The sequence below is a fragment of the Streptomyces sp. NBC_00287 genome, assembly GCF_036173105.1.
Taxonomy (GTDB): Bacteria; Actinomycetota; Actinomycetes; order Streptomycetales; family Streptomycetaceae; genus Streptomyces.
In genome coordinates this window covers 3,721,598-3,746,552 of the sequence record NZ_CP108053.1, presented here as the reverse complement: position 1 = coordinate 3,746,552, position 24,955 = coordinate 3,721,598, and the positions used below count along the sequence as shown (strand labels likewise).

The following is a 24,955-nucleotide window of genomic DNA, read 5'->3' as shown; positions in this document are numbered from 1 at the left end:
CCTGTCAGGTGGTGTAGACCAGTTATCGACGATTGGGTAGCTGTGACGTCATCTTTCGGTACGTACGGCGCAATCGCTCGAAAAGTTGGGCCAACTGTGCGTGAGGAGACCGAAATGGCCACCAAGGCTGAGAAGATCGTCGCCGGACTCGGCGGCATCGACAACATCGAAGAGGTCGAGGGCTGCATCACGCGCCTGCGCACCGAAGTCGCCGACGCCTCCCTCGTCAACGAGGCGGCCCTGAAGGCGGCCGGCGCCCACGGAGTCGTCAAGATGGGCACCGCGATCCAGGTCGTCATCGGCACCGACGCCGACCCGATCGCGGCGGAGATCGAAGACATGATGTGAGCCCCCGGCCCCTCAAGCGGCCGGGTTCACGGACAGGGGTCCCGTCCCACCGGGGGAGGGGCCCCTTCCACATGTACGGCTAGGCTCATCGGCATGTCACGCATCGACGGCCGCACCCCCGAACAGCTCCGCCCCGTCACCATCGAACGCGGCTGGAGCAAGCACGCCGAGGGCTCCGTCCTCGTCTCCTTCGGCGACACGAAGGTCTTCTGCACCGCCTCCGTCACCGAAGGCGTCCCGCGCTGGCGCAAGGGCAGCGGCGAGGGCTGGGTCACCGCGGAGTACTCCATGCTGCCCCGCGCCACCAACACCCGCGGCGACCGCGAGTCCGTGCGCGGCAAGATCGGCGGCCGTACGCACGAGATCAGCCGACTCATCGGCCGCTCCCTGCGCGCGGTCATCGACTACAAGGCGCTCGGCGAGAACACGATCGTCCTGGACTGCGACGTACTGCAGGCCGACGGCGGCACGCGTACGGCGGCCATCACGGGCGCGTACGTGGCACTCGCGGACGCCATCGCCTGGGCCCAGGGCAAGAAGCTGATCAAGGCGGGCCGCCAGCCCCTGACCGGAACCGTGTCGGCGGTGTCGGTCGGCATCGTCGGCGGGGTCCCGCTCCTCGACCTCCGCTACGAGGAGGACGTGAAGGCCGAGACCGACATGAACGTCGTCTGCACCGGCGACGGCCGCTTCGTCGAGGTCCAGGGCACCGCGGAGGCCGAGCCCTTCGCCCGCGAGGAGCTCAACGTCCTGCTGGACCTGGCGGTTTCGGGCTGCACCGAACTCGCTGTCCTCCAGCGCAAGGCCCTTGATACGGTCCTCGAAAAGTAAAGGACGCACCAAGCCAGGCGTCCGGCACGGGCAACCACGCCGCCCGCCCCAGCGTCACTAGGGGTACGGGCGTACGACATACCGTCGTGCGCCCGGCCAGGCACGGGGGCCTGCCAAGGGCCTGAGCACGGGAGGGACACCAGCATGGGCGCGAGCCGACGCCGTCGGAGCCGTATCGCCATTGTCGCCGCGGTGGCGGCCGTAGGGCTGACCGTTGGACTGACCACCGGCTGCGAGGCCGTCGGCAAGGCGCTGGACTGCGTCCAGACCGCCGAGGCGGTCGCGGACAGCGTGACCGAGCTCCAGCAGGCCGTGGAGAGCGCCGCGAACGACCCGACGCAGATCGACGAGTCCCTCGACTCCATCGACAAGAACCTCGACGAGGTCGGCGAGAAGACCGACAACGCCGACGTCAGCAAGGCGGTCGACGACCTCGCCGCCGCGGTCGACAACGTCCGTACGGCCGTCAAGAACGGCGACGAGACCCCCGACCTCACCCCGGTCACCGACGCGGCCGGCGAACTGACGAAGGTCTGCACCCCCTGATACTGGGGGCATGACCCGCCTGATCCTCGCCACACGCAACGCCGGAAAGATCACCGAGCTGAAAGCGATCCTCGCCGACGCAGGTCTGAGCCATGACCTCGTCGGCGCGGACGCGTTCCCGGACATCCCGGACGTCAAGGAAACAGGAGTGACGTTCGCCGAGAACGCCCTCCTGAAAGCCCACGCCCTGGCCCAGGCCACAGGCCTGCCCGCGGTAGCCGACGACTCGGGCCTCTGCGTAGACGTCCTCAACGGCGCCCCGGGCATCTTCTCGGCCCGCTGGGCGGGGAGGCATGGGGACGATCGCGCGAACCTGAACCTGCTCCTGGCCCAGCTGTCGGACATCGCCGACGAACACCGCGGCGCCCACTTCGCCTGCGCGGCAGCCCTCGCCCTGCCGGACGGCCGGGAGCGAGTGGTCGAGGGCCAACTCCGAGGCCTATTGCGCCACACCCCGGTCGGCACCAACGGCTTCGGCTACGACCCGATCCTCCAGCCGGACGGCGAGTCCCGAACCTGCGCGGAACTGACCCCAGCCGAGAAGAACGCGATCAGCCACCGGGGGAAGGCGTTTCGGGCGTTGGTGCCGGTGGTGCGGGAGCTGTTGGGCTGAGACACGGGAGGGGCCGTCCAGGCGGACGGCCCCTCCGAGTGCGTGCGGCCGGTGGGATTCGAACCCACACGGGCTTTCGCCCACTGCGATCTAAACGCAGCTCGGCTGCCAGTTACGACACGGCCGCGTGCACGGCCATGGTACCGGTCATGTGGTCGTCGCCAGAAGAACGTCGGCGGCCGCCTCGGCACCAGGTGCTTGTGATGGCGTGGCAGTTGGGGCACAACAACCGCAGATTCTCCCGCCGGTCGTCCCGCCAGTCCCCGTTGATGTGATCGACCTCCAGCGGCATGGGCTTGCCGAGCCACTCAGATCCGACCCCGCACTTCGCGCACACTTCGGGGACGCCAACCTCGCGCAGCGCGCGGCGCAGCAAGTACGTCTTTGTCCGGCGTTTGCCGTCGTGCTTGACCAGGATTTCCTCGGGTCGCTTGGCGGGGACCACGCCGGGCCTGCCCCGCTGATGTGCCTGCCCCAGGAAGTGCTCCGTCGTCAGGTGCTCCTCGGCGATCCACTGTCGCAGCAGTGCGCGTTGCCTGCCGCTGTCGGGGCGCCCCAGGCTGCGGAGCACCCCAGCGATGGAGATGGACTCGGCGACGGCCGTGCGCAGCTCCTCGGTTGTGGGGCGAGGCAACCTGCACCATCGGCTCATAGCGCCCTGCCTTTGCCCCGCCCGCGGTAATTGTCAGTCGTCGAGTGGCAGTTGGGGCACAGGAACCGTAGGTTCTCGATGCGGTTGTCCCGCCAGTTGCCGTTGATGTGGTCGACCTCAAGGGGGAGTGGGCAGCCTCGCCAGACCGCTTCCGTGCCGCACATGGCGCACAGCTCCCGCATGCCCAGCTCCGTCATCGCCCACTTGAGGCGGTCGCTCGAGATGCGCCGGGCCGCGCCCAGCGGCTGTTCGACGAGCAGCGCTTCCGGTGTCCGGGGACGCCGCGCCTTGCCGCGCCGTGTCGGCACCTGGAAGTGCGAGGTGTCGATCCCATACGCCTTGATCCGCCGACTGATGTGCGTGTGGTGCCCGCCGACCACCTCAAGCCCAAGATGCCGCAGCACCTCGCACATGTTCGTCGAGGCCGACACAGCCGCCTGCAGGATCTCCTTGGTCCACTTCACCCCCTCCCGCTCGAAGTACGAGACATCCACTCCCAGCTTCTTCATCCGCCCCATGACATACCGCCGCGTCGAACTGTTCGGCTCCACCCCCAACCACACGCACGCCTCCGACAACGTCCGCGCCCCCCGAGCCGCCTCCTCCAGCCGCTCCCTGGTGTACGCACTGGCCCCCATCGAGCCCCCTCCGTTCCGGCTGCGCGTTCGCAGCTCGTACGGAGTAACGAGCCGTTTATCGGACAGTCACGCCCGATATGCAAAAGCGGCCCGCATCGGGGTGTCCCGTGCGAGCCGCTCAGTGGTGGAAAGCGGTTCTCAGATGCCCAGATCCTTGATGATCTTGGCCACGTGGCCCGTCGCTCGGACGTTGTACAGGGCGCGTTCGACCTTGCCGTGTTCGTCGACGATGATCGTGGAGCGGATGACGCCCATGTACGTCTTGCCGTAGTTCTTCTTCTCGCCGTAGGCGGCGTAGGACTCCGTGACTGTCTTGTCCGGGTCTGCGAGGAGCGTTACCTTCAGCGATTCCTTCTCGCGGAACTTCGCCAGCTTTTCGGGGGCGTCGGGGGAGATGCCGATGACGTCGTAGCCGGCGCCGGCCAGTACCTCCAAGTTGTCCGTGAAGTCGCAGGCCTGCTTCGTGCAGCCGGGGGTCAGGGCCGCCGGGTAGAAGTAGACGATCACTTTGCGGCCCTTGTGGTCCGACAAAGAGATCTCGTTGCCGTCGGCGTCGGGGAGGGTGAAGGCGGGGGCCACGTCCCCGGGCTGGAGTCGCTCGCTCATCTCGCTAGCGTAACCGGGGGTCCTGACAGTGCGGCGGCGTGTGGAGCTGACAGACTGTCCGGAACAGCACCATGAGACTTCGGAGGCCGTACGGTGGCGGAAACGTCGGACACCAGAACCCCGGCGCAGATCGAGGCGGACATCAGGCGTCGCCGCGAAGTGCTGGCCGAGACGCTCGACGAGATCGGGGTTCGGGTCCACCCGAAGACCATCGTCGGGGATGCGAAGGCCAAGGTCGTCTCCAATGTCGATCACACTTTGGGGCGTGCCTACGTCCAGGTCAATCGGGTCGTGAGTGACGTCAAGGCGCGGTTCGTGAACGAGGAGGGTGCGCCCCGGCTCGAGCGGGTCGTCCCGGTCGCGCTGCTCGTCGTCGGGGTCGTGGGGCTTTTTGCCGTCGGCACCCGGCGCCGTAAGCGCTGACCCGGCGGCGTACGGACGCGGTGAAGGCAGGTAGGTTCGAGGCGTGAGCGCCAACAGAAACGACACCCCCCATCACGACAAGCTCCCCATCCGGATGCTGCACGACCGTGTCCTCGTACGGCAGGACACCAGCGAGGGCGAGCGGCGTTCCGGTGGCGGGATCCTGATTCCGGCCACCGCGGCGGTCGGCCGTCGGCTGGCCTGGGCCGAGGTCGTCGCGGTGGGGCAGAACGTACGGACCGTCGAGGTCGGCGACCGGGTTCTGTACGACCCGGAGGACCGGGCCGAGGTGGAGGTGCGGGGCATCGCCTATGTGCTGATGCGCGAGCGCGATCTGCACGCCGTGGCCGCCGACCGGTTCGAGGGGTCCGAGGATTCGACCGGGCTGTACCTGTAAAGCAACGGCTCAAAGGGGCTGGTGACCATCGTCACCGGCCCCTTTCGTCGTTCCTTTGCTAGCTTTGAAGGCAACCCCGACGAGACGCGCCGTACCGGGACCAAGGAAAAGACGACGCACCGACGTCCGTCCGTTCCGTCTCTCGGAGGTTTCCCCCATGGCCTGGGTTCTGCTCGCCGTCGCCGGTCTGCTCGAAGTCGGCTGGTCGATCGGGATGAAGTACACCGACGGTTTCACCCGTCTCGTGCCCAGCCTGTTCACCGGCGCCGGAATCGTCGCCAGCATGCTGCTGCTGTCCTACGCCGCCCGTTCCCTGCCCATCGGTACCGCCTATGGCGTGTGGGTCGGTATCGGGGCGGCCGGTGCGGCGGTGGTCGGCATGGTCGCCCTGGGTGAGCCGGCGACCGCCGCCCGGATCTTCTTCGTCTGTCTGCTGCTGGTCGCCGTGGTGGGGCTCAAGGCGACCAGCGGGCACTGACCAGTCGCTCCGCGGGCACTGATCAGTCGCTTCGGCGGGTCCAGGACAGCGTGCCCGCCGTGGTGCCGGCGCCGGTGGTGCCGCCGGTCGCATCCCCACCCGTCGTCGTGTCGCCGGTGGTGCCCCCGTCCGTCGTGGTGCCGCCGTCGGTGGTGGTCCCGCCGTCGGTGGTGCCGCCGTCCGTCGTCGTCCCCCCGTCGGTGGTCGTGCCGCCGTCCGTCGTACCGCCGCCGGTCGTCGTGCCACCCCCGGTGGTCGGGGTACCGCCCGTGGTCGTGTCGCCGGTGGTGCCGCCCGTCGTCGGTGTCTCGCCGCCCGGCGTCGGGCTGCCGCTTTCCGTGCTGCCCGTCGTCGGCTCGTCGGACGGCTCCACGGGCGGGGGCTGGACGATGTCGGCGCCCTCCTGGATCTCCAGGTCGAAGTCCGTCACCGGCTCGCCCTTCAGGGCCTCCTCGGTGAACTGCGCCCAGATCTCCGCGGGCGCCCCGCCGCCGTTGATGCGCGGCAGGCCCATCACGTTGTACAGCGACTCGTGCTTGGCGGTGACCGGGTCCTGGCCCATCACGGCGACGACGGTGGCGAGTTCGGGGGTGTAGCCGGCGAACCAGGCGGCCTGGTCCTTCTCCGCGGTGCCGGTCTTGCCCGCGGCGGGACGGCCCGCGGCCTGGGCGGCGGTGGCGGTGCCGTTCTCGACGACGCTCTGCAGGACCGAGGTCGTGGTGTCGGCGGCCTCCCGGGTGACGACCTGCGAGGTCTTGCGGTCGGGCAGGTCGATGACGTCCGCGCCGTCCTTGGTGATCCGCTCGATCATCGTGTACGTGCCGTGCTTGCCGTGGTTGGCGAGCGTGGCGTACGCCTCGGCCATGTCCAGGACGCTGGCGGTGGCCACGCCGAGCGCGATGGACGGGGACGGCTCGAGGTCCGGGGTGTCCGAGGGCAGGCCGAGGGCGATCGCGGTGTCCTTGACCTTCTCGGAGCCGACGTCCACCGCCAGCTGCGCGTACACCGAGTTCACGGACTTGTCGGTGGCCTCGCGGAGGGTGATGTCGCCGTAGGAGACGTAGTCCTCGTTCTCCGGGGCGTAGGTGCCGGTCCAGCCCTGGACGGGGCGTTCGTTGGTGCCGTCGTAGATCGTGTTGGGGGTGATGAGGCGGCCGTCCTGGGTCGTGGAGTCGTTCTGGACGGCCGAGGTGAACACGAACGGCTTGAAGGTGGAGCCGACCTGGAAGTCGCGGCGCGCGGCGTTGGGGGTGTACTGCTTGACGTAGTCGATGCCGTTGTACATCGCGACGACCTTGCCGCTCTTGGGATCGATGGCGGCGCCGCCCGCGCGGACGTAGGAGTCGACCTTGCGGGCCTTCGGGTCCAGCTTGTCCATCAGCTTGTCGTTGACCGCGTCGACGAAGGCGTCCTGCTTGTCCTTGTGGAGCGTGGTGGTGATGCGGTAGCCGCCCGCGTCGAGGTCGTCCTTGTCCACGATCTTGTTCTGGACGAGGTAGTCCTTCACGATCTGGACGATGTAACCGCGCTGCCCGGACATGCCGGTGGAGACCGTCGCCTCCTTCGGCATCGGGAACTTCAGGCCCGCCCGCTCGGAGGGGCTGAGCCAGTCCTCCGTGACCATGCCGTCCAGGACGTAGTTCCAACGGGCCTGGGCTGCCGCCTTGTTCTCGGGGTGGGCGACGACGTCGTACTCGCTGGGCGCGTTGAGCAGGGCGGCGAGGTAGGCGCCCTGGGCTGCGCTGAGTTCGGCGGCGTCGACGCCGTAGTAGGCCTGGGCGGCGGCCTGGATGCCGTAGGCGTTGCGGCCGAAGTAGCTGGTGTTGAGGTAGCCCTCGAGGATCTGGTCCTTGGACTCCGTGCGGTCCAGCTTGATCGAGATGAAGAACTCCTTCACCTTGCGGGTGACGGTCTGTTCCTGGGCCAGGTAGTAGTTCTTGACGTACTGCTGGGTGATCGTGGAGCCGGACTGCTTGCCCTTGCCGGTGGCGGTGTTCCAGGCGGCGCGCACCATCGCCTTGGGATCGATGGCGGACTCGCTGTAGAAGTCCCGGTCCTCGGCGGCCAGTACGGCGTTGCGGGCGTCCTTGGAGATCTGTGCGAGGTCGACGTTCTCCCGGTTGACCTCGCCGTCGCGGGCGAGCTGGGTGCCGTCGGCGTACAGGAAGACATTGCTCTGCTTGGTGGCGAGCGCGTTGGCCGGCGGGATCTTGACCAGGGAGTAGCCGAGGAAGAACAGGCCGACCAGCAGCAGCACGCCGACGACGAAGGTGCCGAGCACCATGCGCCAGGTCGGGATCAGCCGGCGCCACCCGGTGCGCCTGGGCCGCTTGGCCTTCTCGGTCGGCTGCTGCGGCTGCGGCTCGTCGCTCATCTAGTGCCCGGACTCCTGTTTCGCGTCGTTACGTTCCCGTACGACCTCGTACGCGTTCTGCGCCCCCTGTTGAAGACTCTCGCACCATGCGTTCCGTTCCCGGATCACGGCACGCTTCGGCCGCGGAAAATGCGTGGCGTGCGTCACCACCTGCGCACTAGGCTCCTGCGCTTCGGTGTGCGGCGGGCCGAGGAGGGTGGTGGCGGTGGGTTCCGGACGGTTGTACGTGGCCGTCGCGGCGGGGGGATTCAGGCGGTACGCGACCTATCGGGCGGCCACCGCCGCCGGGGTGTTCACCAACACGGTCTTCGGGATCATCCTGGTGTACACGTACCTGGCGCTGTGGGACGAGAGACCACACCTGGGAGGGTACGACCAGACACAGGCCGTCACCTATGCGTGGCTGGGCCAGGCCCTGTACTCGACGCTGGCGATCCAGGGCGGCGGCGCGGAGAAGGACCTGATGGCCCGGATCCGCACCGGGGAGATCGCCGTCGATCTGTACCGCCCCGCCGACCTCCAACTGTGGTGGCTGGCCAGTGACTTGGGCCGCTCGATCTTCCAGCTGCTGGGGCGCGGGGTGATCCCGTTCACCTTCGGCGCGCTGTTCTTCTCGATGGCGCTGCCCCAGTCCGTCACCACCTGGGTGGCCTTCCTGGTCGCGGTGGCACTGGCGATGATCGTCAGTTTCGGGATCCGCTATCTCGCCGCGCTGATGATGTTCTGGCTCATGGACGACCGGGGCATCGCGCAGACCCTGATGATCGCTGGGATCTTCTGCTCCGGCATGACCCTCCCGCTGAACGCCTTCCCGGACCCGTTCGGGGACATCGTGCGGACGCTGCCCTGGGCGGCGCAGCTCCAGATGCCGGCGGATGTGCTGATGGGGGAGGTCTCGCCCTGGCACGCGTACGCCTTCCAGGCCGCCTGGGCTCTCGTCCTGCTGGCGTTGGGGCGGCTGTTGCAGTCGGCGGCGACGCGGCGGGTGGTGGTGCAGGGTGGCTGAGAGCACAGTGGCCGAGGGGCTGCGGGCGTACCGGCTGATCGCCGGGATGTGGATCCGGTCGTTGCTGACCTACCGCACGTCCTTCGTCTTCACGGTGGTCGGCAATCTGCTGATCACGGGCATGGACTTCGTCGCGATCCTGCTGATGTTCTCGCAGGTCGACTCGCTCGGCGGCTGGACGCTGCCCGAGGTCGCCCTGCTGTACGGCCTGTCCGCGACGGCCTTCGGCCTCGCCGATCTGCTGCTCGGTTCGATGGATGTGCTGGGCGGCCGGATTCGCGACGGTTCCTTCGACATCCTGCTGGTGCGGCCCGCGCCGGTGCTCGCCCAGGTCGGCGCGGACCACTTCGCGCTGCGCCGCCTGGGCCGGATCACCCAGGGTGTGCTGGTGCTGGGGTACGCGCTGGTGGCCGTCGAGGTCGACTGGACGGCGGCGAAGGTGCTGCTGGTGCCGGTGATGGTGGTGTGCGGGGCGGTGATCTTCGGGTCGGTGTTCGTGGCGGGGGCGGCCTTCCAGTTCGTGGCGCAGGACGCGGCCGAGGTGCAGAACGCGTTCACTTACGGCGGGGGCACGCTGTTGCAGTATCCGCCGACCGTGTTCGGGACGGATCTGGTGCGCGGGGTGACGTTCGTGCTGCCGCTCGCCTTCGTCAACTGGGTGCCGGCTGCTTATGTGTTGGGGCGGCCGTATCCGCTGGGTCTGCCGGACTGGGCGGCCTTCGCGTCGCCGGTGGTGGCGTTCGGTTTCTGTGTGCTGGCGGGTCTTGCCTGGCGGGCGGGGCTCAGGGCGTATCGGAGTACGGGGAGCTGAGAGTGTTCATCGAAGTGGACCGGGTCGAGAAGGTCTTCGACGTCCGCCGTAGGACGGGCTTCCTCAAGCGGGAACGGCGGCAGGTGCGGGCGGTCGACTCGATCTCCTTCACGGTCGCGCGGGGCGAGATGGTCGGGTACATCGGGCCGAACGGCGCGGGCAAGTCGACGACGATCAAGATGCTCACGGGAATCCTGACGCCGAGCGGCGGGCGGCTGCGGGTCGCGGGCATCGACCCGTCACGCGAGCGCAGACGCCTGGCGCACCGCATCGGCGTGGTCTTCGGCCAGCGCACCACCCTGTGGTGGGACCTGCCGCTGATCGACTCCTACCGGCTGATGCACCGCATGTACCGGATCCCGGACGACCGTTACCGCGAGAACCTCGACCGGTGTGTGGAACTGCTGGAGCTGGAGCGCCTGTTGGAGGTCCCGGTACGCCAACTGTCGCTCGGCCAGCGGATGCGCGGGGACATCGCGGCGGCGCTGCTGCACGACCCCGAGGTGCTGTACCTGGACGAGCCGACGATCGGCCTGGATGTGATCTCGAAGTCCAAGGTCCGTGGATTCCTGCGGGAGTTGAACACCGATCGCGGCACCACGGTCCTGCTGACCACCCACGACCTCCAGGACATCGAGCAGCTCTGCTCGCGCGTGATGGTCATCGACCACGGGCGCATGGTCTACGACGGTGCCCTCGCCGGTCTGCACGAGGCGGGCGGAAGTGAACGCGTCCTGGTGGTGGACCTGGAGCGCGAGCTGCCGCCGATCGAGGTGGGTCCCATGGCACGGGTGGTGAAGGTGGAGGGGCCGCGGCAGTGGCTGGCGTTCCCGGCGGGGGAGTCGGCGGCGGGGTTGGTGTCGAGGGTCGCGGCGGAGTATCCGCTGGTGGACCTCTCGGTCCGGGAGCCCGACATCGAGGCAGTGATCGCGCAGATGTACGCAGAGCAGGCCACCGCATAGTGCCGGGCCGCCGGAACTCGTAGGCTGATTGCATGACCGACGAACTCCCCGAGCTCCGGGCCTCCGACGCCGATCGTGAGCGAGTCGCCGAGATCCTGCAGGACGCCCTCGCGGAGGGGCGGCTCGACATGGAGGAGTTCGAGGAGCGGCTGGACGCCACGTACAAGGCGCGGACGTACGGGGAGCTGACGCCGATCACCCGGGACCTGCCGGTGTCGCCCTCCGTGAACCTGGTGAAAGGCCCTGAGCAGGACGGCAGTTGGGCCGCGCGCATCACCGGCGGCGAGGGGTCGTCGACCTGGGGTGTGGCGATCATGTCCGGTTTCGAGCGCAAGGGCCGCTGGACCGTGCCGCGCCGCTTCAACTCCTTCGCCTTCTGGGGCGGTGGGGAGATCGACCTGCGGGAGGCGAACTTCGCGGACGGCGAGGTCGTGATCAACTGCGTGGCGATCATGGGCGGGTTGAATGTGATCGTCCCGCCCGGGGTCGAGGTCCAGGTGCGCGGGATCGGCATCATGGGCGGCTTCGACCAGCGCGAGGAGGGCGTGCCGGGGGATCCCGGGGCGCCTCGGGTGATCGTGACCGGCTTCGCCTTCTGGGGCGGGGTCGGGGTCGAACGGAAGGTCACGAGGGCGGAACGGCAACGACTCCGCGAGGAGCGACGCCAGGCGAAGCTGGACAAGAAGGCGTCGCGGCGGGAGCTGCACGAGTCGTTCCAGGAGGACATCCAGGACGCGCATCGGCGGCTGATGGACGGGCACCGGGACCTGATGCGGGACCGGCGCGACCGGCGCGAGGACTGACCCCGCTCACAGCTCCGCCGGGGCCGAGCCCTTCAGGTCCTTCAGCTCGACGGCGTCCGCCATCCGCTCGTAGCCCCGGTCGCTCGGGTGGAGGTGGTCGCCCGAGTCGTAGTCGCCCTTGAGCTTGCGCGGGTTGTACGGGTCCCGCAGGGCCTCGTCGAAGTCGGCCACCGCGTCGAAGACCCGGCCGGCCCGGATCTCCGCGTTGATCTCCTGGCGGACGCCCTCCCGCTCCGCCGTATAGCCCCGATGCCCCCCGAACGGCATCAGCGTCGCGCCCATCACCTTCAGCCCCCGCGCGTGCGCCTGGCGGACCATGACGCGCAGGCCCTCCAGGATGTGCTGCGGATCAGCCAGCTGCGGGTTGCGGAGGATGTCGTTCACGCCGAGGGCGATGACGACGACCTTGACGTTGGTGCGGTCGAGCACATCGCGGGTGAAGCGGTCGAGCCCGCTGGGGTTGTCCGCGGGGCGGCCGAGCCCCCCGGTCAGGATCCGGTTGCCGCTGATCCCCTGGTTGACGACGCTGTAGCGGGGCAGGTCCTGCCCGGCCGCGACCGCCGTGCGCAGCCGCTGCGCGAGGACGTCCGTCCAGCGCCGGTTGGCCCCGGAGGTGGAGGTGATCCCGTCCGTGAGGGAGTCACCGAGCACCACCACCGTGCCGTCGGCGTCATTGCTCAGCACGTCCAGCGCGGTGAGGTAGCGCCAGAACCCCACCTCTTCCGCGTACGCGGTCCCGGTCACGTCCTCGGTGCGGTCGCCCTGGGCGACGTAGGAGACCTGGCGGGCGTGCGGGTGGTAGGTGACCGGGCCTGAGCGGGTCGGGGAGTACGTCGTGACCAGGACGTTCGTGTTCGCCGGGACGCTCACGCGCACGGCGTCGCTCATCACCTGCCCGCCCGGCGGGATGACGACGGTGGTGTTGCCGCCGAAGGTGAGCCGCCGCATGGTGTGGGTGACCGCGGCGGCCGTGTCGGACCCCGCGGCGACGGCGAGCGAGGCGTGCGTGATCGTCAGCGGGGATCCGCCGTAGAGATTGGACAGCGTGATGCGGGCACTCGTACCGCCGATGCCCGCGTGGACGACGTTGCGGACCGAGCGGCCCGCCATGCCGTCCGTCTCGGTGCCCGGCTCGGCGGCGGCCGGTGCGGCCGACCACGCGCCGACCCAGGTGCCGGTGGAGACCGGGGCGGCGTTGTTGCGCGGGGGGTTCCCGCTGGCCAGGGTGTTCTCGCGGCCGCTGCCGTCATCGGCTGCGACTCCGACGTAGATCGCCGCGGACAGTCCCACGATCAGGGCGACGATGGCGGAAAGCAGGGCATAACCGTGACGCCTGGTCATGCGGTGCGGTCTCCTCGGGCGAATGGGAGCCCGAGGCTCCGATGTGATCACCTCATGATGCGTCATGAGGGCGGGAGGACTTGAACAGACCCCCCATTGGGCCGTGGAGTTCCCCAGTGTGCTCCCCCCACCGGACAGACGCCGGGAACTCTCGTTTCGTTCCAGGAGTCGGTCAGGAAGGGACAATGTGTACGGGGACCGTGAACGGGTGGAGCGGATGGAACGATCGAGAACGGGCGAAACAGGGTCTTCGGATCTTTCGGGGCCTTCGGAACTTTCGGGCGTAGAGGAGCATGCCCGGCGGGACGCGGCGGCCAATCCTGCCGGCGTCCCCGCCTCGGCCGTCCGTGCGATGACGACCTTCAGCGCCGCCGACGAGGAGAAGCAGCGCGGCGTACGCCGGATGAAGATCACCGCGACCGGACTGCTGCTCTTCGTGGCGCTGGTGTACGTCCTGGCGAAGTGGGCGTCGAACGAGGGCGCCGGCGCCTGGGCGGGCTATGTCGCGGCGACGGCCGAGGCCGGGATGGTCGGCGCGCTGGCCGACTGGTTCGCCGTCACCGCCCTCTTCCGCCACCCCCTCGGCATCCCGATCCCGCACACCGCGATCATCCCCAACAAGAAGGATCAGCTGGGCGTCTCGCTGGGCGAGTTCGTCGGCGAGAACTTCCTCTCCGAGGACGTCGTACGGCAGCGGCTGCGGGCTGTCGGCATCGGCAGCCGGCTCGGCGCCTGGCTGGCCGAACCCCAGCACGCCGACCGGGTGACGGCCGAACTGTCGGCGGCGCTCAGGGGTGCGCTGACGGTGCTGCGGGACTCGGATGTGCAGGCGGTGGTCGGGGAGGCGATCACCCGGCGGGCCGACGCGCAGGAGATCGGGCCCGGCATCGGCAAGATGCTGGAGAAGGTGGTGGCCGACGGCGGCCACAAGCGCGTCGTCGACCTCGTCGTCTCCCGGGCGCACGACTGGCTGGTCCTGCACGACGAGCAGGTCATGGACGCCGTCCAGGGCGGGGCGCCCGGCTGGACCCCGCGCTTCGTCGACAAGCGGGTCGGTGAGCGCGTCTACAAGGAGCTGCTGCGCTTCGTCACCGAGATGCGCGACATGCCCTCCCATCCGGCCCGCGGTGCCCTGGACCGCTTCCTCACCGACTTCGCCTCCGACCTCCAGTCCGACACCGACACCCGCGCGCGTGTGGAGCGGCTCAAGGGCGAGGTGCTCGGCCGGGGCGAGGTGCAGGACCTGATCGCGTCCGCCTGGACGGCCGTACGATCCATGATCGTCTCGGCGGCGGAGGACGAGCGCAGCGAGCTGCGGCTGCGGGTACGGGCCTCGCTGCTGTCGCTGGGCGCCCGCACGGCGGTCGACCCGAAGCTGCAGAGCAAGGTCGACACCTGGGTGGAGGGCGCGGCGGTATACGTCGTCACGACCTACCGCAAGGAGATCACCTCCCTGATCACGGACACCGTGGCGAGCTGGGACGCCGAGCACACGACCCGGAAGATCGAGGCGCATATCGGGCGTGACCTGCAGTTCATCCGGATCAACGGCACGGTGGTGGGGTCGTTGGCAGGGTTGGTGATCTATACGGTGTCGCGGGGGCTGGGGGCGTAGCTCTTCCCTTACCTGTAGTGGCGCAGGTCACATTCTGCCGTGTCACACAGCTCCGGGCCGTTCCGTCATAGGGGTGTAACCACCTACAACGGCAGAGGAGCTCGTCATGGAAGCCCGCCTCAACCTCTTCGAAAACCCCGTCCTGGCCAAGGTCTTCAGGCACATCAACTCCGCGGCCAAGGCGGTGTCGGACTCGTCGCTGCCCAACTCCACGCTGGAGCTGGTGAAGATCCGTGCCAGCCAGATCAACAGCTGTGGATTCTGCACCGACATGCACACCAAGGACGCCGCCGCGGCCGGGGAGACCCAGCAGCGCCTCCACCTGGTCGCCGCCTGGCGCGAGGCCAAGGTCTTCACCGAGGCGGAGCGCGCCGCGCTGGAACTGGCGGAGCAGGGCACACGCATCGCCGACGCGGCCGGCGGCGTCCCGGACGCGGTGTGGGAGAACGCCGCCAAGCACTACGACGAGGAGCAGCTCGGGGCGCTGGTGGCCATCATCGCGCTGATCAACACGTACAACCGGTTCAATGTGATCGTGCAGCAGCCCGCGGGGGACTACCAGGTGGGGATGTTCGGCTGAGCCCGCGGGGTTCGTCGGCTGGGGCTGCTGGGGCTGCTGGGGCTGCTGAGGCTGGGGGCGCCGATTGCGCCCCCTGGGTCCCTATTCGGTGGACCCACCCCGCAACCGGTCCCGCCGGCGCAGCAGGAGCAGCCCGCCCGCGAGGGCGCCGATGCCTGTCGCGGCGGCCCAGCCGAGGAGGTCGTCGGAGCCGGTGGCGGCGAGGTCGCCGCCGGACGGGGACGCGGACGCGGACGGAGAGGCGGACTGCGACGGGACCGCGCCGCCTGCGCTTGCCTGGGGACGGGGTTCGCCGGACGAAGTCGGTGACGGCGTCGTCGTCTGGGCGGTCGCCTTGTCCCGCGTGAACGCGATTGTCCCGAAGCCGAGTTGGTCGTAGCCGCCGCTGTTGGGGCCGTAGTCCCCGCCGCCGCCCTCGGGGCCGGACTTGGCGGCGATCCGGGTGACGTAGGAGGCGGACAGCCCGCGCCGCTTGGTGTAGTGGTTGGCGATCATCGCCCAGATCGGCCGGGTCATGGCCGGGTCGACACCGGCGGCCTCGGTGACGGTCTCACTCCCCGACCACCCGTTGATGGCGCCCTTCTCACGGGTGCTGGCGGTGAACGGCACCTCCTCGCCCATGCTCCACTTCGCCACGTACTGGGCGCCCTTGAGGAAACGGCTGTCGTCGTAGCCGTAGAGGTCGATGCCCTGGTTCCAGGCCATCTCGCAGAACGTGCCCATGAGTCCGACGCCGAGGAGCGCGTGCCCCTGGTCGCGCCCGGCCTCCAGCCACTCGGCGAGGCCGTCCTCGCGCAGGACGGGAATGGCGTTCCGGATGGAGCCGAGACCCTCGCCGTGCTTGAAGTAGTCGACGGCGCGGGCGACTTGGTCCCTGTCGTCGCAGAAGATGCCGGTGGCCAGGACGCAGGCCATGGCGGTCAGGTCCCAGTTGGTCCAGTAGTTGCTGACGACGGCGCCGTTGTGCCGGACCAGGAAGTCGTCGCTGAGTGTGCCGAAGACGGTGCTCAGCATCTCCTGGAAGCGGCCGAGCTCGAAGTCCGGGTGGTCGCGGACGAGTTCGGCGGCGTTGGCGAACTGGTACCCGTACAGCCCGGCGGCCAGGAACCGGTCGGCGCTGCCGGCCAGCTCGGTCAGCTTCCCCGACCAGGCGTTGAGAATGGCGACGGCGGAGTCCAGATGGGCCTCGTCACCGCTGATGTGTCCGCGCAGGGCGTTCTGATAGGCGGCGTGGATGTCGTTGTAGAGGATCGCGTAGTTCTGCGGAGAGCCCGAGCCTCGGTAGACGGTGGCCTGGGGGTTGGCGGTCCAGGCGCTCTGGGAGTGCCGGTTGGCGGCGAGCTTGCCGAACCCGGCGGTGTACGGCTCGGCGCCCTGTTGCACCTTCTTGGCCATACGGTCCAGGTCGGCGCGGGTGTGGAGGAGCCCGGGGTGGGCGTAGGCGGCGGGGGCGGCGATGGCGGGGGCGGCCGGGCTGAGAGCGACGGCTCCCGCCGCACCGGCGGCCAGGAGCATGCTGCGGCGGCTGATGTGTGGTGTCACGTGCGCGTACCTCGACGTCTGGGGTGGGGGACGGAGAGGAGACGCGGGGAAGGGATGGGCGATAACAGAAACTGCCGATCCCCGGAGAGCAGACGATGACCATCCGCAGAATCGTCCCGAACATCCAGGTCGAGCCCGGCTCGCAGAAGAGGGCGAGCGGCGACTTCTACGGCCTGCTCGGCTTCGAGGAGGTCATGGACATGGGCTGGGTGATGACGATGGCGTCACCCGCCAACCCCACCGCCCAGGTCAGCTTCCTGACCGAAGAACGCACCGCGCCGGTCGTCCCCGACCTCAGCGTGGAGGTCGAGGACGTCGACGCGGTGTATGCCCGGGTGCGGGCCTCGGGCGCGGAGATCGTACGGGAGTTCCGGGACGAGGAGTGGGGGGTACGGCGCTTCTTCGTCCGGGATCCGACGGGGCGGGTGGTGAATGTGCTGATGCATGGGGCCTAGGGCGGACCCCTGGCTGGGTGTCAGCTTTAGGTGGGTGCGCTGGGTGGGTGCCCTGGTTGGTGCCCTGGGTGGGCGCGCGTCAGCCGTTGCGGTCGGCAACCGCCCAGGACGCCAGCGCCACGGCGCCGGCCACGCCGAACACGGCCGGCCAGGCGCCGACCTTCTTGGCCAGCGGGTGCGAGCCGGCGAAGGCGGCGACGTAGGCCGCCGTCAGCGCGCCCGCGGCCTGTCCGCCCGCCCGCTGCCGCCACTGCTGCGCCGCGGCCGCCCCGGCGGCGGCCAGCACGGCACCGCCGAGCTGCCGCTTCTTCGTCACCCGGGCCACGGTGTACCCGCCCACGAGCCCGCCCGCGGCGATCACCGCGCTGGGAATCTTCGCCATGTCTGCCTGCCTCCTGCTGCGTGTCACTGGTGTCAAAGAGGCTAGTCATCACGCTCGACGATCACTCGAAGACCCCCGGGCTCCGGCCCGCGCCCGCAACTCCGTCACGTACCCGGCGGCCACGGCACACCCGGCGCCACCGAGGGCGAGGCCCAGAGCGGCGGGATTGACGTACCCCGGGACGTCGCCGTTGTCGTAACTCCCGCCGTCGCTCGTCTCGCACACGAACCCGAGCGGCACGAAGCGCACCGAGTAGTCGACGATCTCGATGCCCCGCTGATGCCGCTCCCACCAGCCGGGCGTACGGCAGGACTGCGGCGGCGAGGAGTCCGTACCGCCGTCCTCGGCGGTGAGGACGGCGCCGACGACGAAGAGCAGCCCCCACCCGTACAGCGCGCACGCGCCCGCGCCACAGAGCGCGGCGAGCCCGCGCAACAGCCCGGCGCGACCGTCGCCGGCGCGACGGCTGTCGGCGAGGGTGCGGCCGCCGTAGCCGAGGAGCCCGAAGGCCGTGACGGCGGCGATGACGACGAACAGCAGGCTCAGCCAGAACATCCGCAGAGTCCAGCAGGCCGGGGGAGGGGTGGCTGTGGCGGAGCCCACAGTTCCGGGGGCAATTGGCTGGCGGGGAGGGACGGTTGCGGGCGACGCTGGGCCCGCCCGCGTGCCCGAGCCCCTGAAGGCGGACCAGAGTTGAACCCGGCCGAAGCAGCCCTGACGACCCCCGACGGCACCCGCATCGCCTACCGCGACCACCCCGCCCACGGCCCCGCGGTCCTCCTCCTACACGGCCTAGCCGGCCACCAGGGCGAGTGGGACGACCTGACCACCCGCCTGCTCGCCGACGGCCACCGCGTGGTGACGTACGACGCCCGAGGTCACGGCGCGAGCACACGCCACCCGACGACGGTCTCCCGAGAGGCGTGCACAGCGGACGCGGCCGCGCTGATCGAACACCTGTCACTGTCCCCCGTAACCCTGATCGGCCAGTCCCTGGGCGGCCATACGGCCATCCTCCTGGCAGCGACCCGCCCCGACCTGGTGGCTTCCCTGGTCCTGATAGAGGCGGGCCCGGAGCGGACGCCTACGGACACCCCGGCGCAGATAGCCACCTGGCTGGACAGCTGGCCGAAGCCGTTCAAGTCCTTCGAGGAGGCACGGGACTTCCTGGGGCACGAGGCGTGGGCGAGGGGGTTGGAGGAGCGGGGGGAGGGGTGGTGGCCGCGGGTGGAGCGGGACGTAATGGTGGAGATGATCACGGACGCGACGAGGCGGGACTACTGGGCGGAGTGGAGGCGGACGACCGCCCCGGCCCTGGTCGTCCGGGGCGAGAACGGCTGGATGCCGGAGGCGGAGTGCGACGCCATGTCGGCCCGCCCTCGCACCGAGCTGCGCACGATCCCGGGCGCGGGGCACGACGTACATCTGGATCAGCCGGGGCGACTGCACGCGGCGATAAGGGAGTTCCTTGACCTCAACAAAACTTGAGGTTCTACGTTGATCGCGTAGAGGCGCTCAACGGAAAGGACCTGAAGATGGGCCTGAGGGAGTACTCCGAGGAAGAGCTGGCCGCACAGCCCATCGGGGCGTGGAGCGGCATGGCGTACCGCCGCGTGGTGGGAGCCATACGCGCCCAACTGGCGGTGGAGGACCTGACGCAACCTCACTGGTGGACCCTGAACCACGTATCGGGCGCCCCGGGAAAGTGGACCCGCCGCATGCTCACGGAGCGGCTCACCCCCTACGACGACCAGTCGACGGACTTCGACGGGGTCTATGACGATCTGGTCGGGCGGGGCTGGGTCACGGAGGACGCTGCGTCGGGGGCGATGACCCTGACGGACGCCGGAGAGGCGGGGCGTATCCGCGCGAGGGATCGCAATGCCCGGGTGCACGAGCAGACGCACGAGGGCGTGACCCGCGCCGACTTCGCCACGACGATCGATGTGCTGCGGCGCATGGTGGCGAACTTGGGCGGCGACGGGAACTTGCCGGAGTGACGACATGAGAAGGCCGGGGCGATGGCACACGCCCCGGCCGTCGGCGATGACCGCCGTTCGTCAGAGCTGACCGGACGCCGAGATGGTGATCTTCGCGGACGTCGCGCCGTTGCGGGAGCCGAGCGACTCGATCTTCTTCACGAGCTGCATGCTGGTCTCGTCGGCGACCTCGCCGAACACGACGTGCTTGCCGTCCAGCCAGTCCGTCACGATCGTCGTGATGAAGAACTGGGAGCCGTTGGTGTTCGGGCCGGCGTTGGCCATCGACAGCAGGCCCGGACGGGTGTGCTTGAGCTGGAAGTTCTCGTCGGCGAACTTCTCGCCGTAGATGCTCTTGCCGCCGGTGCCGTTGCCCGCGGTGAAGTCACCGCCCTGGAGCATGAAGTCCGGGATGACGCGGTGGAAGGAGGACCCGGCGTAGCCGAAGCCCTTCTCGCCGGTGGCGAGGGCGCGGAAGTTCTCCGCGGTCTTCGGGACGACGTCGTCGAAGAGGTTGAAGTTGATCCGCCCGGCGGGCTTGTCGTTGATGGTGATGTCGAAATAGACCTTGGTCGTCATACCCCCATCCTGCACCCTCCCGAATGTCGCCGCGCTCACGGGCTGCCCGAAGGCGTCCGATCGTGCGTCCGATCACAGTCCGGGGCTCCACGGATCCGTCCGCCGAGCCAGCCTCCCCACCCTGCGCCGCACACGGGGTGGGAGGTGGCGGAGGACCGTGGTGGCCGTGCGGCGGAGGTCGGGGGACGTCGTCGTACGGAGGAGGAGGCGGTGGTGGAGGGACGTGCTGCCCGGTGGGCCCACCGCCAGGCGGAGCTGGGATTCGCGGGGTGTTCGTGTCGGGATGATCAGGCGGGGTGGGGTGCCTGCCGTTGCTGTCGCCAGGCGAGGGTGGCGGGCGTCCAGCACCACCCGTGCCCTCCTCCCCACGCCCAGCAGTTGGGCGCTCGCCCAGATCAGGTGCGTGCCCGGCGGCAGGGGCTCGCCCGCTGCCAGGGTGAGGGGGTCCAGCACCGTCGTACTGGAGACCACGACCCGATGGCGGCCCGCGCCCGCCGGTTCCGTGCGTGGTGTCAGGTCCTCGGCCGGGTACCACCACTGGTCGCGGGCCGTGTCGTGGGTAAGCAGTTCGCCGCCGGCGTAGGCCAGGGGGTCACGGACCTCCCAGTTCTCAGCGCCCTTGATGTCGGCGAGGAGGTCGGGGTCCAGATAGAGGCGGCCGTGGCGTTCGTGGAGGGTGAGCGGTTCGCCGTCCGGGCGGAGCATGTCGAGGGTGGTGGTGAGGTGGAGGCTGCCCCTGGTCCAGTGGATGTCCTCCACCGTCAGGCGGGGTCTGATCGCCTGCACTCTGCGGGCCAGCTCGATCAGCGAGTCCAGCCGGTCCTCCTCCAGCAGCGTCGCCCTCAGGCGGGAGATCGCGGGCAGGCCCTCGCGTACGCCCGGCGGGAAGCAGTCGAGGGCCATACGGCGGACGATGGAGAAGTAGCGGTCCAGGGCCTCGCCCGTACGCTGCAGGACTCTCGGCTCGCTCACCGGACGGAGGAGTTCCACCCGGTAGGAACGGCGCAGGAGATCGTCCTGGAGCGGGCCCGGGTCCGTGCCCTTCTTCACCGCGTCCACCACCTGGCGCAGATGGCCGTAGTACGTCTCCGGGGTCGTCGCCGACGCGCTGGTATTGGCTCCGTCCTCGCGGCGGTTCCAGACGTAGCAGGGCGTGGAGAGGATCGAGACCGTCTTCGCGCGTACATACGCCCGCGCCATGAACAGCTGGTCCTCCAGGCGGACCCGGCCCTCGGGGAACTCGATGCCGTGGTCGAGGAGGAAGTCCCGGCGGAACATCTTGTGCGGGGTCAGGCTCTCGAAGAGCGGGGCGTCGGCGGCGGTGCAGTGGTCCACGGTGCGCTTGAAGACTCTGCTCGGGCCGGCCATCGTGCCGACCACTCGGCCCAGGACGATGTCCGAGCCGTTGCGCGCCGCGAGGCGGTACAGATTCTCCAGGGCTGTTGGGGTCAGTTCGTCGTCCTGGTCCACGAATTGGACGTACTCACCCCTGGCGTGGCGGACTCCGACGTTACGGGGTTTGCCCGGCCAGCCGGAGTTCTCCTGGTGGAACACCCGGACGTGCGGGTGTCGGGCCGCCAGCCGGTCAAGGTGGGCTCCGGAGCCGTCGGTCGAGCCGTCGTCGACGTAGACGATCTCGTAGGCGTCGGGGCCGATGCTCTGGTGGAGGAGGGAGGGGGCGCAGCGGTCGAGGTAGTCGCCTGCGTTGTGGACGGGGACTACGACGGTGACCTTGAGCATGGGGTCCCCCGGGGGTTCACCTACGGTTCATTTGTACGTAGGTGACACGTTATGTCAGGTTGTGGGGGAGTGGCGCGACATCGCGTCCGTCGGCCAACCGCCGCATGCCGCCGGTCATCAGAACCTCGTGGTTCGCGAACAGCGAGCCGAGTTCGAAGCGCCGCCGGATCCGCGCTGTCCACACCGCGCTCGGCAGGTCGGTGTACGCGTTGACCATCCGAGCGCGGTGCGCCTGGGTGAGGATCCAACGGGCTCGATCCCCGTCACCGACACGTCCTCCAAGGCTGAGCGCCAGGCGCCACAGCTCATCTCCGGCGCTGCTCTCGTCGACGACGGCGACGACTCCGATGTCACCCAGTCCCCGCTCGTCTCCGGATTGGGTGGTGTAGGCGACGGTGAGTTCCTCAAGAGGGAAGACGGTCACGCGGCTGATGCCGGTCAGGGTGATGACGGCCATGGCTCAGCAGCAGGGGCCGTCGCCGCAGCAGGTGGGGGCGTTGCATTCCGCGGCCGTACCCCACATCTGCTCGTCGACCTCGAAGCCGTAGGCCCGGAGCCTCCCCACGACATCGACCATCAGCCCCCGCGTGCGCACCTTCGAGTTGGGCTGGTGATGCAGGAAGTAGCCGAAGTTTCTGTCACACCACTCGGCGTACCACCCGGTGTGCAGAATGAGGGTGTGCCAACCCGGATCGACTACTTCCGACGGCGCCATCATGGCTCCCTCGCCCGTCGATCCCATGACGAAGACCAGAGCCAGTGCCTGGTCGACGACCCGATCGGCGACACAGCGTTCCAGCCCGTACTCCTCCGCGCAGAACGCGGCGAGCATTTCGAACTCGGCGTTGGGGAGGAGGGATCGGCCGGTGCGCGTCTCTGTGCTGACGGTGGGGGATGTCATCGCACGACCACCGCAGTCTCACCGTCGAGCCGCCGACGACCGCGGACGACCAGCTCCCGCACAGCCTGCGGCCTGCACAGGTCGCCGTCGTAGCGTGGCGGCACCAGCCAATACGTCCCCGGCGGCCGTTTCCGGTCGACACGCGGGATTCCCAGGTACGTGTCTCCGCACAGGCACGGCGCGATGTCGCCGAATTCCCACACGAGCCCGGCGTGTCCCTGGATGAGTGCGTAATACGTCGGACCGACGGCACGGTGGTCGTGAATGACCGGGCCGCTGAGCTCTTCGGCCAGTGCGGCGGACACCTGCTCGGAGCCCTCGCCGGCGAGGGCCGCATGCACGAGTTCCTCGGACAACCGAACTGCGGCAAATCTGCCATCCAGCGGCAGTAGTGCGACCCCCTGCTTCGACCATTCCATCCTGGCCTGCTCGGGCACTGGGTGTGCCCGGGCCAGCCAGTCGCTGATCAGTCCGTTGAGTACATGAATCTGCATATCCACTGGCCTCCAAGTGCGTTGAGGGCCCCCCGTGGCCATGACGCTAGAGAGGCGATGCTTGTCGGAACCAGCGCCGTGCAGATTTGTGCAATACCTAGCTCCTTCAGGTGACTTGGCGGAGAATCCCCTCTTGACGGACTCCGGCGCCGACGGGACCGTGGTGCACACAACTGCACATCTCACCGACGGAGGCTGCCATGCCGCTGCTGTTCATCGGGATCGACCCCAACACCGGCGACCACGAAAGCCCGACCATCTGGGTGGACCAGGAGAAGCAGGAACTCGTCCTCCAGGGCTGGAAACCCGATTCAGCCCTCGAAGCGGAGTGCGCCGCGTTCGAGCTGCCGGGCCACGCCAAAGGCATCCCGGAGAGCGAGGCCGTGGTCCGTATCCCCGCAAGGATGGTGCCCATGATCAGGGAGGCGTGCGATGCCGTCGAACGTGCCAACGGCGTTCAGTGACCTCCTGGCCACATGCACACGATCGGCCGTCCACCTGGAGATGCGGGACTCCTATGCGGTCGACTACGAGAAGGGCCCTTTCGCGGACTGGCGCGCCGGATACCGCCATGACCCGGAAGACCGGACCTCATGGTGGCGACCGTGGCTCGACCTCGTACAGGACACCGTGAACCGGGGGGTCGTGATCCGGCGGGCGCGCATCGTCTCAGAGCCTGTCAGCGAGTACACCCGCTTCCTCTACGACGGCACGTTCACCAACGTCGCCGCTGGCGAGGCGGTCCGCTGGCTGCCCAGACGCTGTGCGTCCGACATCGCACTGCCCGGCAACGACTACTGGCTCTTCGACGGCCGAGTCATCCGCTGGAACCACTTCTCGGGGGACGGCGCGTCCCTCGGTGGCGAAGTCTGGGACGACGCGTCCGATGCGGCCAAGCTCTGCGCCGAAGCCTTTGAATCGGTCTGGGCCAGAGCGATTCCGCACAGCCAGTACGAGATCCACTGACAGAACACCGGAAAGCCAGCTCATGCCTGTTTCCCCGTCCTCGTCCGCCCAGGCCGCTCGCGAAGTCGTTGCCCGAAGACTGCGCGAGCTCCGCAAAGGGGCGGGGCTGACGGTCACCGAGCTGGCCGACCGGTGCGGTTGGCACCACGCGAAGACCTCCCGCATCGAAAACGCTCGCACGGCGCCCTCCACGACCGACATCCGGGCATGGGTCGCGGCCTGCGGTGTCCCGGCACTGGGGGACGACCTCGTTGCCCAGTCCCTCCATGCGGAGTCGATGTACACCGAGTGGCGTCATCGGGTCCGCAGCGGTCTGAAGCGCTTGCAGGACAGCGCTGTTCAGTTCTTCCACGAGACCCGGCTGTTCCGCGTCTACTCGTCGTCGATGGTCCCCGGCCTGCTCCAGACCGAGGGCTATGCCGCCGGAGTCCTGGGCATCAGCGCCCGCTTCCGTGAACTCCCTGTCGACGACAGCGCAGAGGCTGCCAGAGCACGCGTCGACCGCTCGCGCGTGATCCATGAACCGGGGCACCGTTTCGTCCTGGTCGTCGAGGAGGCCGCGTTGTACTTCCGCGTCTGCGACGAGGACGCCATGGCCGCCCAGCTCGGCTATCTCCTTACAGCCGGGGCGCTGCCCCAGGTGTCGCTGGGTGTCATCCCGTCGGCGACCCGCGAACGGGCCCAGTGGCCTCGAGAGACGTTCCATGTCTACGACGACAAGCTCGTGTCGGTGGAACTGGTCTCTGCACAGGTGAGGATTACTCAGCCTTCCGAGATCAATCTGTATCTGAAGGCTTTCGAAGAGCTCAGGGGTATGGCGGTTTACGGAGCGGAGGCACGGGCCCTGATCCTCAGGGCGATAGCGGGGCTGGACGGTTCCTGAAGGGGGTTGT

General features: G+C 69.0%; 32 protein-coding genes, 1 tRNA gene and 1 riboswitch. Of the genes, 19 read left to right on the top strand and 14 right to left on the bottom strand.

Going from position 1 to position 24,955, the window contains the following annotated elements; genetic code table 11:
* Window positions 1–114 precede the first annotated feature (114 nt).
* From OHT76_RS17045 to rdgB, 4 genes are all read left to right on the top strand, one after another.
* Window positions 115–348 carry a PTS glucose/sucrose transporter subunit IIB gene (locus OHT76_RS17045; protein ID WP_328871692.1) on the top strand — a complete coding sequence of 78 codons (234 nt, stop codon included), beginning with the start codon at window positions 115–117 and terminating at the stop codon, window positions 346–348.
* A 93-nt stretch (window positions 349–441) separates the two neighbouring features.
* Window positions 442–1,179, top strand: a complete 738-nt coding sequence (rph, locus tag OHT76_RS17040; RefSeq protein WP_328871691.1) for a ribonuclease PH — start codon at window positions 442–444, stop codon at window positions 1,177–1,179.
* 144 nt (window positions 1,180–1,323) lie between these two features.
* Entirely contained in the window at window positions 1,324–1,725 is a 402-nt protein-coding gene (locus OHT76_RS17035) for a hypothetical protein (RefSeq protein ID WP_328871690.1), read from the top strand.
* A gap of 10 nt (window positions 1,726–1,735) precedes the next feature.
* Window positions 1,736–2,338 carry an RdgB/HAM1 family non-canonical purine NTP pyrophosphatase gene (gene rdgB, locus OHT76_RS17030; RefSeq protein WP_328871689.1) on the top strand — a complete coding sequence of 201 codons (603 nt, stop codon included), beginning with the start codon at window positions 1,736–1,738 and terminating at the stop codon, window positions 2,336–2,338.
* A 43-nt stretch (window positions 2,339–2,381) separates the two neighbouring features.
* Here rdgB and OHT76_RS17025 read toward each other — a convergent pair.
* The 4 genes from OHT76_RS17025 to bcp form a co-directional block, all read right to left on the bottom strand.
* Window positions 2,382–2,465: transfer RNA gene (locus tag OHT76_RS17025), tRNA-Leu, on the bottom strand.
* Window positions 2,451–2,972, bottom strand: coding sequence for an HNH endonuclease signature motif containing protein (locus OHT76_RS17020; RefSeq protein ID WP_328871688.1), 522 nt, complete (start codon window positions 2,970–2,972; stop codon window positions 2,451–2,453). The genes OHT76_RS17025 and OHT76_RS17020 overlap by 15 nt, the downstream gene beginning before the upstream one ends.
* A gap of 14 nt (window positions 2,973–2,986) precedes the next feature.
* A complete protein-coding gene (locus OHT76_RS17015; protein ID WP_328871687.1) occupies window positions 2,987–3,628 on the bottom strand; it encodes an HNH endonuclease signature motif containing protein in 642 nt (213 codons plus the stop codon).
* Between the two features lie 138 nt (window positions 3,629–3,766).
* Window positions 3,767–4,234, bottom strand: coding sequence for a thioredoxin-dependent thiol peroxidase (bcp, locus tag OHT76_RS17010; protein WP_328871686.1), 468 nt, complete (start codon window positions 4,232–4,234; stop codon window positions 3,767–3,769).
* 93 nt (window positions 4,235–4,327) lie between these two features.
* Between bcp and OHT76_RS17005 the strand changes: the two genes are divergently transcribed.
* The 3 genes from OHT76_RS17005 (at window position 4,328) to OHT76_RS16995 (ending at window position 5,532) form a co-directional block, all read left to right on the top strand.
* Window positions 4,328–4,657, top strand: a complete 330-nt coding sequence (locus OHT76_RS17005) for a DUF3618 domain-containing protein (RefSeq protein ID WP_328871685.1) — start codon at window positions 4,328–4,330, stop codon at window positions 4,655–4,657.
* Window positions 4,658–4,751: 94 nt separating this feature from the next.
* A complete protein-coding gene (locus OHT76_RS17000; protein WP_443049923.1) occupies window positions 4,752–5,054 on the top strand; it encodes a GroES family chaperonin in 303 nt (100 codons plus the stop codon).
* 56 nt (window positions 5,055–5,110) lie between these two features.
* Window positions 5,111–5,175: riboswitch (guanidine-III (ykkC-III) riboswitch) on the top strand.
* A gap of 36 nt (window positions 5,176–5,211) precedes the next feature.
* Window positions 5,212–5,532: a DMT family transporter gene (locus OHT76_RS16995; protein ID WP_328871683.1), complete on the top strand. Its 321-nt coding sequence runs from the start codon at window positions 5,212–5,214 to the stop codon at window positions 5,530–5,532.
* Window positions 5,533–5,554: 22 nt separating this feature from the next.
* Here OHT76_RS16995 and OHT76_RS16990 read toward each other — a convergent pair whose 3' ends face one another.
* On the bottom strand, window positions 5,555–7,906 hold the full coding sequence (locus OHT76_RS16990) for a transglycosylase domain-containing protein (RefSeq protein ID WP_328871682.1): 2,352 nt from the start codon (window positions 7,904–7,906) through the stop codon (window positions 5,555–5,557).
* 205 nt (window positions 7,907–8,111) lie between these two features.
* On the opposite strand from OHT76_RS16990, the gene OHT76_RS16985 reads away from it, so the two are divergent.
* Genes OHT76_RS16985 through OHT76_RS16970 form a run of 4 tightly spaced genes read left to right on the top strand, consistent with a single transcriptional unit; the run spans window position 8,112 to window position 11,488 of the window.
* A complete protein-coding gene (locus tag OHT76_RS16985; protein ID WP_328871681.1) occupies window positions 8,112–8,912 on the top strand; it encodes an ABC transporter permease in 801 nt (266 codons plus the stop codon).
* Window positions 8,905–9,723 carry an ABC transporter permease gene (locus tag OHT76_RS16980; protein WP_328871680.1) on the top strand — a complete coding sequence of 273 codons (819 nt, stop codon included), beginning with the start codon at window positions 8,905–8,907 and terminating at the stop codon, window positions 9,721–9,723. Before OHT76_RS16985 ends, OHT76_RS16980 begins: the two co-directional genes overlap by 8 nt.
* A gap of 2 nt (window positions 9,724–9,725) precedes the next feature.
* On the top strand, window positions 9,726–10,685 hold the full coding sequence (locus tag OHT76_RS16975; protein ID WP_328871679.1) for an ABC transporter ATP-binding protein: 960 nt from the start codon (window positions 9,726–9,728) through the stop codon (window positions 10,683–10,685).
* 32 nt (window positions 10,686–10,717) lie between these two features.
* Window positions 10,718–11,488, top strand: a complete 771-nt coding sequence (locus OHT76_RS16970; RefSeq protein WP_328871678.1) for a DUF1707 SHOCT-like domain-containing protein — start codon at window positions 10,718–10,720, stop codon at window positions 11,486–11,488.
* Between the two features lie 6 nt (window positions 11,489–11,494).
* Here OHT76_RS16970 and OHT76_RS16965 read toward each other — a convergent pair whose 3' ends face one another.
* Window positions 11,495–12,829 carry an SGNH/GDSL hydrolase family protein gene (locus OHT76_RS16965; protein ID WP_328871677.1) on the bottom strand — a complete coding sequence of 445 codons (1,335 nt, stop codon included), beginning with the start codon at window positions 12,827–12,829 and terminating at the stop codon, window positions 11,495–11,497.
* Window positions 12,830–13,016: 187 nt separating this feature from the next.
* Between OHT76_RS16965 and OHT76_RS16960 the strand changes: the two genes are divergently transcribed.
* Together OHT76_RS16960 and OHT76_RS16955 are read left to right on the top strand one after the other, a co-directional pair.
* Window positions 13,017–14,444 (top strand): DUF445 domain-containing protein, encoded by a 1,428-nt coding sequence (locus tag OHT76_RS16960; protein ID WP_328871676.1) that lies wholly within the window; start codon window positions 13,017–13,019, stop codon window positions 14,442–14,444.
* 106 nt (window positions 14,445–14,550) lie between these two features.
* Complete coding sequence (locus tag OHT76_RS16955) at window positions 14,551–15,024, top strand: carboxymuconolactone decarboxylase family protein (RefSeq protein ID WP_328871675.1); 474 nt, start codon at window positions 14,551–14,553, stop codon at window positions 15,022–15,024.
* 81 nt (window positions 15,025–15,105) lie between these two features.
* Here the strand turns inward: OHT76_RS16955 and OHT76_RS16950 are convergent, their stop codons facing one another.
* Complete coding sequence (locus OHT76_RS16950; protein WP_328876547.1) at window positions 15,106–16,539, bottom strand: alginate lyase family protein; 1,434 nt, start codon at window positions 16,537–16,539, stop codon at window positions 15,106–15,108.
* Window positions 16,540–16,661: 122 nt separating this feature from the next.
* On the opposite strand from OHT76_RS16950, the gene OHT76_RS16945 reads away from it, so the two are divergent.
* Window positions 16,662–17,021: a VOC family protein gene (locus OHT76_RS16945; protein ID WP_328871674.1), complete on the top strand. Its 360-nt coding sequence runs from the start codon at window positions 16,662–16,664 to the stop codon at window positions 17,019–17,021.
* A gap of 79 nt (window positions 17,022–17,100) precedes the next feature.
* Here the strand turns inward: OHT76_RS16945 and OHT76_RS16940 are convergent, their stop codons facing one another.
* Window positions 17,101–17,403, bottom strand: a complete 303-nt coding sequence (locus tag OHT76_RS16940) for a hypothetical protein (protein ID WP_328871673.1) — start codon at window positions 17,401–17,403, stop codon at window positions 17,101–17,103.
* Between the two features lie 48 nt (window positions 17,404–17,451).
* Complete coding sequence (locus OHT76_RS16935) at window positions 17,452–17,958, bottom strand: hypothetical protein (protein ID WP_328871672.1); 507 nt, start codon at window positions 17,956–17,958, stop codon at window positions 17,452–17,454.
* A gap of 138 nt (window positions 17,959–18,096) precedes the next feature.
* On the opposite strand from OHT76_RS16935, the gene OHT76_RS16930 reads away from it, so the two are divergent.
* The gene (locus OHT76_RS16930) at window positions 18,097–18,891 is read left to right on the top strand and encodes an alpha/beta fold hydrolase (protein ID WP_328871671.1); all 795 of its coding nucleotides are present in this window, start codon (window positions 18,097–18,099) and stop codon (window positions 18,889–18,891) included.
* Between the two features lie 47 nt (window positions 18,892–18,938).
* Entirely contained in the window at window positions 18,939–19,403 is a 465-nt protein-coding gene (locus tag OHT76_RS16925; protein WP_443049795.1) for a MarR family transcriptional regulator, read from the top strand.
* 60 nt (window positions 19,404–19,463) lie between these two features.
* Here the strand turns inward: OHT76_RS16925 and OHT76_RS16920 are convergent, their stop codons facing one another.
* The 5 genes from OHT76_RS16920 to OHT76_RS16900 all read right to left on the bottom strand — a co-directional run bounded on the left by OHT76_RS16920 (window position 19,464) and on the right by OHT76_RS16900 (window position 23,096).
* Window positions 19,464–19,961: a peptidylprolyl isomerase gene (locus tag OHT76_RS16920; protein WP_328871670.1), complete on the bottom strand. Its 498-nt coding sequence runs from the start codon at window positions 19,959–19,961 to the stop codon at window positions 19,464–19,466.
* A 72-nt stretch (window positions 19,962–20,033) separates the two neighbouring features.
* Complete coding sequence (locus tag OHT76_RS16915; RefSeq protein WP_328871669.1) at window positions 20,034–21,701, bottom strand: glycosyltransferase family A protein; 1,668 nt, start codon at window positions 21,699–21,701, stop codon at window positions 20,034–20,036.
* Window positions 21,702–21,750: 49 nt separating this feature from the next.
* Entirely contained in the window at window positions 21,751–22,158 is a 408-nt protein-coding gene (locus tag OHT76_RS16910; RefSeq protein WP_328871668.1) for a hypothetical protein, read from the bottom strand.
* A gap of 3 nt (window positions 22,159–22,161) precedes the next feature.
* Window positions 22,162–22,602, bottom strand: a complete 441-nt coding sequence (locus tag OHT76_RS16905; RefSeq protein WP_328871667.1) for a hypothetical protein — start codon at window positions 22,600–22,602, stop codon at window positions 22,162–22,164.
* On the bottom strand, window positions 22,599–23,096 hold the full coding sequence (locus OHT76_RS16900; protein ID WP_443049921.1) for a hypothetical protein: 498 nt from the start codon (window positions 23,094–23,096) through the stop codon (window positions 22,599–22,601). Before OHT76_RS16900 ends, OHT76_RS16905 begins: the two co-directional genes overlap by 4 nt.
* 200 nt (window positions 23,097–23,296) lie before the next feature.
* On the opposite strand from OHT76_RS16900, the gene OHT76_RS16895 reads away from it, so the two are divergent.
* The 3 genes from OHT76_RS16895 to OHT76_RS16885 are packed head-to-tail and all read left to right on the top strand — an operon-like array spanning window position 23,297 to window position 24,945.
* Window positions 23,297–23,560: a hypothetical protein gene (locus OHT76_RS16895; protein WP_328871665.1), complete on the top strand. Its 264-nt coding sequence runs from the start codon at window positions 23,297–23,299 to the stop codon at window positions 23,558–23,560.
* On the top strand, window positions 23,529–24,062 hold the full coding sequence (locus OHT76_RS16890) for a DUF6879 family protein (RefSeq protein ID WP_328871664.1): 534 nt from the start codon (window positions 23,529–23,531) through the stop codon (window positions 24,060–24,062). Before OHT76_RS16895 ends, OHT76_RS16890 begins: the two co-directional genes overlap by 32 nt.
* A gap of 22 nt (window positions 24,063–24,084) precedes the next feature.
* Entirely contained in the window at window positions 24,085–24,945 is an 861-nt protein-coding gene (locus tag OHT76_RS16885) for a helix-turn-helix domain-containing protein (protein ID WP_328871663.1), read from the top strand.
* The last annotated feature ends 10 nt before the right edge of the window (window positions 24,946–24,955 follow it).